Here is a 6161-nt window from a genome sequence, read left to right as displayed (position 1 = left end):
CCCCCGTGCCGTGGCCCCGTCCGTGAGCCGCGGCAGCATCAACTCCCAGAAGCGGTCGATCTTCCGGCGGGTGAGCCAGTCGGGATCGCGGCAGCCCAGGACCTCGAAGCCCACGGTGGCCGCCACGACGGTGGGGGCGATCTGCGCACAGGAGGTCCCCTCGGCGAGGCGCCCCTCCCACTCGGCCCGTTGCAGCGTGCGCTCGATCCACCGCTGCCACTGCTGCCGCAGGTCGACATCGCCCCGCGTCCGGGCCGGGTCGCCGGAGAGGGCGAACCCGGCGCGCACGACGGCGTCGCCCACGATGCCGTCCATCAGCCCGTGCGTGGCCTCGACCAGCGCGCGCAGCGGGTCCGGTGCCCGGTCGGCCCGGCCGGTCGTGCGCTCCAGGGCCGCGGCGGCCTCGTGCAGAACGGCGTCGGCCAGCGCCCGTTTGCTCGCGAAATGGAAGTGCAGGGCGCCGGTGCTCACCCCGGCACGCCGGCTGATCGTGGTGAGCGAGGCGAGCGCGAACCCGTCCCGGGCGAACGACTCGGCGGCGGCGCGCACCAGCATCTGACGGGTCCGGACCGCCCGCTCCTGCTTGACCATCATGCTCCTCCTGGCTGCGGGGCGACGCGGCGTACGGGCGGACCCACACCAGGACAGTAACAAACCGCTCGTGCGGTTTCTAGTGGATCCGACGCCTCGTCATGCGCCTCCCACCAGCGTCAGGGCCGGGCGGACCGGAGCCGTGCCGCGGCGGTTCGGGACGTGCCGGTGGGTGCGGGGCCGCAGGTGCGGCTGCGCGTGCGGGTGCGGGACCTCCTGCGCCAGGATCTCGTGCAGCGCCGCGCCGAACCGCTCGATGTCCCGCGGTGAGCTGTCCTGGTGGACGGAGGCGCGCACGGCGGTGGTGAACCCGGGCCCGGGGCGGTACAGAGGCGTCTCCTGGGCGACCGTCTTGCGCACGTCGACACCGCGGGCCGCCAGCCGGCGCCGGATGTGCGCCGCGGGCATCCGCTCGTGCCGGAAGGCGAGGATGCCGGACTGGAGCCGCCCCGGCACGATCAGTTCGGTACCGGGCGCCTCCTCGACCGCGGCGCGCAGCGCGGCCGTCAGCGCCTCGTCCGAGGCGTCGGTCCGGTGTTCGGCGAGGGCCGCGCTCAGTGCGACGACGGCCGCTCCGTGCGGTGGCACCAGCGGCACGATCCCGGGCGGGGCGAGCGTCTCGCGCAGCCTCCGGGAGACATGGGCGAACCCGATGAACCGCGGCCCGCGCAGGAACCGCCAGCCGTCGCCGGTCAGCAGATCGCAGCCGGTGCGCGTCACGTCCACCGGCAACTGCCCCACGGCGTACGACGCGTCGACGGCGTACAGGCAGCGATGGGGCGCGAGGATGCGGCCGATCGCCTCGACGGGGTTGACGATGCCGCAGCCCGCCGGCACCTGCGTCACCGAGACGAACGCGACGTCGTCGTCGATGTGCGCGGCCATCCACTCCGTGTCGAGGTCGCCGTCCGGACGCAGCGGGACGACGTCCAGACCGCACCGGGTGCGGTCGCGTGCCGCGTAGAGGGCGGTCAGGTTGGCGACGCCCTCGTAGGGCGTCGTCCAGATCCGGTCGTCCGGGCCGAGCGGCAGGCGCGACACCACGGTGGCGAAGGCGTCCGCCGAGCCGGTGAACAGCACGGTGTCGTCGGTCGGCGCCCGCAGCAGGCGGGTCAGGCGCGCGCGGAGCTCGTCGTGCACGACATCGTCCAGGTACTCCTCCAACTCGTGGGGACCGTAGCGGTCTTCGTGACGTGTCCACTCGATGAGGGCAGCGCGGGCGGCGGTGGGCATGGCGCCCAGTCCGGCCGCGTCCAGGTGGACCCTGGGATCGCCGTGGGCCGTCGCAGTCATGTCCGGGGCCTCCCCCCGTTCCATGTGGCAACTCTGTGCCAGTGAATTGGCATTACCTTGCCAACTCCCCCTGACAGTTGGCAACATGCGCTCCGGCGGCGCTCTAGCGGAACGGCCGAAAGGGACAATGCGGCCCGGCGTCGGCGCCCCTGCCGGTTCCCGCCCGATCCGTTCTCCAGCGGTTGCCCAGCTTTGCCAAGGCGTTTCCGGACGGGCCGTCGATCCGCGGCTTCGCAGGCCAGGCGCGTTTCACCAGCGCTTTCCGCGCCCTCTCGGCCGTTCGTGGAGTGCCCCTGGCGTCCACGTCGAGCCGTAATTGACCGATTTGCGAGTGATTCCCGAGAACGCCTTGCCAATCTTCTTGGCAGAAGGTTGCCAAGCGGAAAACGCAGAGTTGTCACAGAGGAGTCCGTCATGAAGCGCATCGCCCGGATCGCCGTCACCGTCGCCGCCGTCGCCACCACCGCCTTCACCGGTCTCGGCATCAGCACCACGGCCGCGTCGGCGCTCAGCCTCGACACGTCGATCTCGGCGGCCCCGGCCGAGGACTGGCCGGTCGCCCCCGCTGCCGCCCCCGCCGAGGACTGGCCCGTCGCCCCCGCTGCCGCCCCCGCTGAGGACTGGCCTGTCGCCCCTGCCGTCGCCCCGGCCGAGGACTGGCCTGTCGCCCCCGCTGCCGCCCCGGCCGAGGACTGGCCGGTCGCTCCCGCCGCCGCCCCGGCTGAGGACTGGCCCGTCGCCCCCGCCACCGCCGCTGTCTGATCCCTCCGCCCGTGCACGACGGGCGCGCGCCCTCGACAACCCCCGCCGGCCACAGGCCGCCGCGGGGGTTTCGGCTGTTCGCCGGGGAGCACGGCTCGCCCCCGGGGCAAACCCCACGCGCGCGAGGCGCCGCCGACGTCGGCCGTGACCAGCGGCTCCACCGCCGCTCAAGCCTTCCGAGACAGGGCCTCGAAGCCCTGTTGCCACCATCTTGGCAAGAAGTTGCCACGCCCAGAGCGCCCGTCGTTAGGAGCTAAGTGATGTCGGTCCTGTCGGTCTCCGACCTCGTCGAGCAGCACGTCCACCTGCGGCCCGACGCGACCGCGCTCACCTACCCGGGTGACGCCGGCGACGTGTCCCTCACGTACGGCGAACTGAGCCTGGCCGCCAACCGTCTCGCCGCGCACCTGCGGGCCCGGGGCGTGGGCCGCGGGGACCGGGTGGTGACCGCGATCGCCCCGGGCCCCGCCATGGTGACCGCGTTCCTCGCCGTCGTGCGGACCGGCGCCGCCTACGTACCGGTCGACCCGGCCAACCCCGCCGAGCGCCGCCGCCTGATCGTGCGGGACAGCACGGCACGCGCCGTGCTGACGCAGGGCGCCGCGCCCGAGGAGTACCGGGGGCTCGACACCGTGGTCGTCGACCTCGACGCCGAGGCCGACGCGATCGCCGCGCGCCCCGCCGCCCTGCCCGGGCCGGCCGCGGGCCCGGACGACGCCGCCTACGTCTGCTACACCTCGGGAACGACCGGCACGCCCAAGGGAGTCGTCGTCCCCCACCGGGCCGTCGTCGACTTCGCGCGGTCCTACGACTACCTGCGCCTGGACCCGGCGGACGTGGTCGCCCAGGCCGCCAACCCCGCCTTCGACGCCGTGACGTTCGAGATCTGGACGACGCTCGCCGCCGGGGCCCGCCTGGTGGGCCTGGCCAAGGAGTCCGTCGTCGACCCCGGACGCTTCGAGGAGGCGGTCGCCGCCCACGGCATCTCCACGATCTTCCTGACCACCGCCCTGTTCAACCTGATCGCCCGGGAGCGCCCCGGCGCCTTCGCCCCGCTGCGCACCGTGCTGTTCGGCGGCGAGGCCTGCGACCCGCGCCGGGTGCGCGAGGTGTTCGCGGCGGGCGCGCCCGAGCGGCTGCTGCACGTGTACGGGCCCACCGAGACCACCACCTTCGCCACCTGGCACGCGGTCGACGAGCCGGCCGAGGACGCGCGGACCATCCCGATCGGCCGGGCTCTCGGCACCACCGTCGCCGTCGTCGTCTCCCCCGAGGGCACCCCGGTCGCGCCCGGCGCCACCGGCGAACTCCTGCTCGGCGGACCGGGGCTCGCCACCGGCTACCTCGACCGCCCCGAGCTGACCGCGCAGCGTTTCGTCGAGGACACCTTCACCGGCAGCGGCGGCCTGCTCTACCGCACCGGCGACGTGGTGCTGCTGCGCGAGGACGGCGCGCTGGAGTTCGTGGGCCGCGTCGACAACCAGATCAAACTGCGCGGATTCCGCATCGAACTCGGCGAGATCGAGGCGCAGCTGACCGGCCACCCGGGCGTCTCCGCGGCGGCGGTGTCGCTGCACGAGACGCCGGACGGCGACAAGCGGCTCGTCGCCCACGTCGTGCCCGCGCCGCCGGCCGCTGCCGCCGCCGAGCCCGACGCGCAGATCACCGAGTGGAAGGAGATCTACGAGACGCTGTACGACGACGCCGGGTCCGCCGAGCTCGGCACCGACTTCGCGGGCTGGAACAGCAGTTACGACGCGCGGCCGATCCCCCTGGAGCAGATGCGCGAGTGGCAGGGCGCCACCCTGGAGCGCATCCGGGAGCTGCCCCGCCGCCGGGTCCTGGAGATCGGGGTGGGCACCGGCCTGCTGATGGGGCATCTGGCCAGGGACCCGGAGTGCGAGGAGTACTGGGGCACCGACTTCTCCGAGCGGGTCATCACCGCGCTCACCGCCCAGACGCAGGCCGACCCCGAACTCGCCGCGAAGGTCCACCTGCGCCACCGCGCCGCCGAGGACACCAGCGGCCTGCCCGCCGGCCACTTCGACGCCGTCGTCATCAACTCGGTGATCCAGTACTTCCCGGGCCTGGACTACCTGCGCGGCGTGATCGAGGGCGCCCTGCCGCTGCTCGCCCCCGGCGGCGCGCTGCTCCTGGGCGATCTGCGCAACCTCGACCTCGCCCGTACCTTCCAGACCGGCGTGGAGCTGGCCTCCCCCGGCGGCGCGGACAAGACCCGGGACGCCCTGTTGCGCTCCATCGGCGAGCGCGTGGAGCTGGAGACCGAACTCCTCCTCGCCCCGGCCCTGTTCGACGCGCTGGCCCGCGACCTGCCCGCCGTGCGCGCCGTGGACGTACGCGTCAAGCGGGGCGTGCACCACAACGAACTGAGCCGCTACCGCTACGAGGCCGTGCTCTCCACCGCCGCACCGGTCGCCGACCTCGCGGCCGCCCCCGTCCTGCACTGGGGCCGGGACCTCGCCTCCGCCGCCGCGGTGACCGCGCACCTGGAGGCCGGCCGGCCCGCGACGCTGCGGCTGGCCGCGGTGCCCAACCGCCGGGTGCACGAGGAGCACACGGCGCTCGCGGAGCTGGAGGCGGCGGCCGCCCTGCCCGCCGTCGCACCGGACCCCGAGGAACTGTGCGCGGCCGGTGAGCGCCTGGGCTACCTGGCGCTGCCGACCTGGTCGGGGCAGGGCGCCGCACTGCTCGACGTCGTCTTCGTCGACCCGGACCAGGTGCCGGCCGGCGCGCTGACCGGTGTGCACACGGGCCCGGCGGCCGCCGCCGGGGCCTGCGCGAACACGCCGAACGCCTTCGACCGCACCGTCGGCCTCGACGTCGCCCTCACCGGCTACCTCCAGGAGCGCCTGCCGGACTACATGATCCCGTCGGCCCTGACACTCCTCGACGAACTGCCGCTGAACGCCAACGGCAAGGTCGACCGCAAGGCCCTGCCCGCCCCGTCGTTCACCGCCGAGCGGACCGGCGGCCGGCCGGGCACTCCCTTGCAGGAGATCGTGCGCGATCTGTTCGCCGAGGTGCTGGGAGTGCCGCGCGGCCAGGTGCACGCCGACTCCGACTTCTTCCGCATCGGCGGGCACTCGCTCGCCGCGGCCCGCCTGCTGTCCAAGGCCCGTACGGTGCTGGGCGCCGACCCCGGGAGCAGGGCGGTGTACGAGGCGCCGACGCCGGCCGCGTTCGCCGCGCTGCTCGGCGACGCCCCCGCCGCCTGCACCGGGCCCGGCGGCGCGGAGGGCGCCGTCGTCCTGCCGCTGCGGCTGCACGGCGCGCTGAACGAGCGGGCCCTCGAAGCCGCCCTGGCCGATCTGGGCAACCGGCACGAGGCGCTGCGCAACTCGCGGATCGGCGCGGCCGGCACCCAGCTGCGCACCCTGTCCGCCGACGAGCACCTCCTCGAACTGTCCCTGCCCGCCGACGCGGTCGACCTGTGGTCGCACCTGCCGCTCGCGGCGGAACTGGCCCGGGCCTACGGCGCCCGCGCCACCGGTGAC

General features: G+C 74.5%; 4 protein-coding genes. 2 read left to right on the top strand and 2 right to left on the bottom strand.

Features of this window, described 5'->3' with window-relative positions:
* A partial coding sequence (locus K377_RS40455; protein WP_237551609.1) for a ScbR family autoregulator-binding transcription factor occupies positions 1-594 on the bottom strand: 594 nt, incomplete at its 3' end.
* 96 nt (positions 595-690) lie between these two features.
* A complete protein-coding gene (locus tag K377_RS40450) occupies positions 691-1884 on the bottom strand; it encodes an aminotransferase class V-fold PLP-dependent enzyme (protein WP_111668639.1) in 1194 nt (397 codons plus the stop codon).
* 414 nt (positions 1885-2298) lie between these two features.
* On the opposite strand from K377_RS40450, the gene K377_RS41975 reads away from it, so the two are divergent.
* Both K377_RS41975 and K377_RS40440 read left to right on the top strand, forming a co-directional pair.
* On the top strand, positions 2299-2646 hold the full coding sequence (locus K377_RS41975) for a hypothetical protein (protein ID WP_181512772.1): 348 nt from the start codon (positions 2299-2301) through the stop codon (positions 2644-2646).
* Positions 2647-2906: 260 nt separating this feature from the next.
* A partial coding sequence (locus K377_RS40440; protein ID WP_146614860.1) for an amino acid adenylation domain-containing protein occupies positions 2907-6161 on the top strand: 3255 nt, incomplete at its 3' end.

Origin of the sequence: Streptomyces sp. PsTaAH-137, from assembly GCF_003259365.1 — a bacterium.
In the GTDB taxonomy this organism is placed as follows: Bacteria; Actinomycetota; Actinomycetes; order Streptomycetales; family Streptomycetaceae; genus Streptomyces.
This window is presented reverse-complemented; position numbering and strand designations above follow the sequence as displayed.

Excerpts from the sequence above, each read along its gene's own strand:
- K377_RS41975 (WP_181512772.1), top strand. The coding sequence starts at position 2,299 with ATGAAGCGCATCGCCCGGATCGCCGTCACCGTCGCCGCCGTCGCCACC.
- K377_RS40450 (WP_111668639.1), bottom strand. The coding sequence starts at position 1,884 with ATGACTGCGACGGCCCACGGCGATCCCAGGGTCCACCTGGACGCGGCC.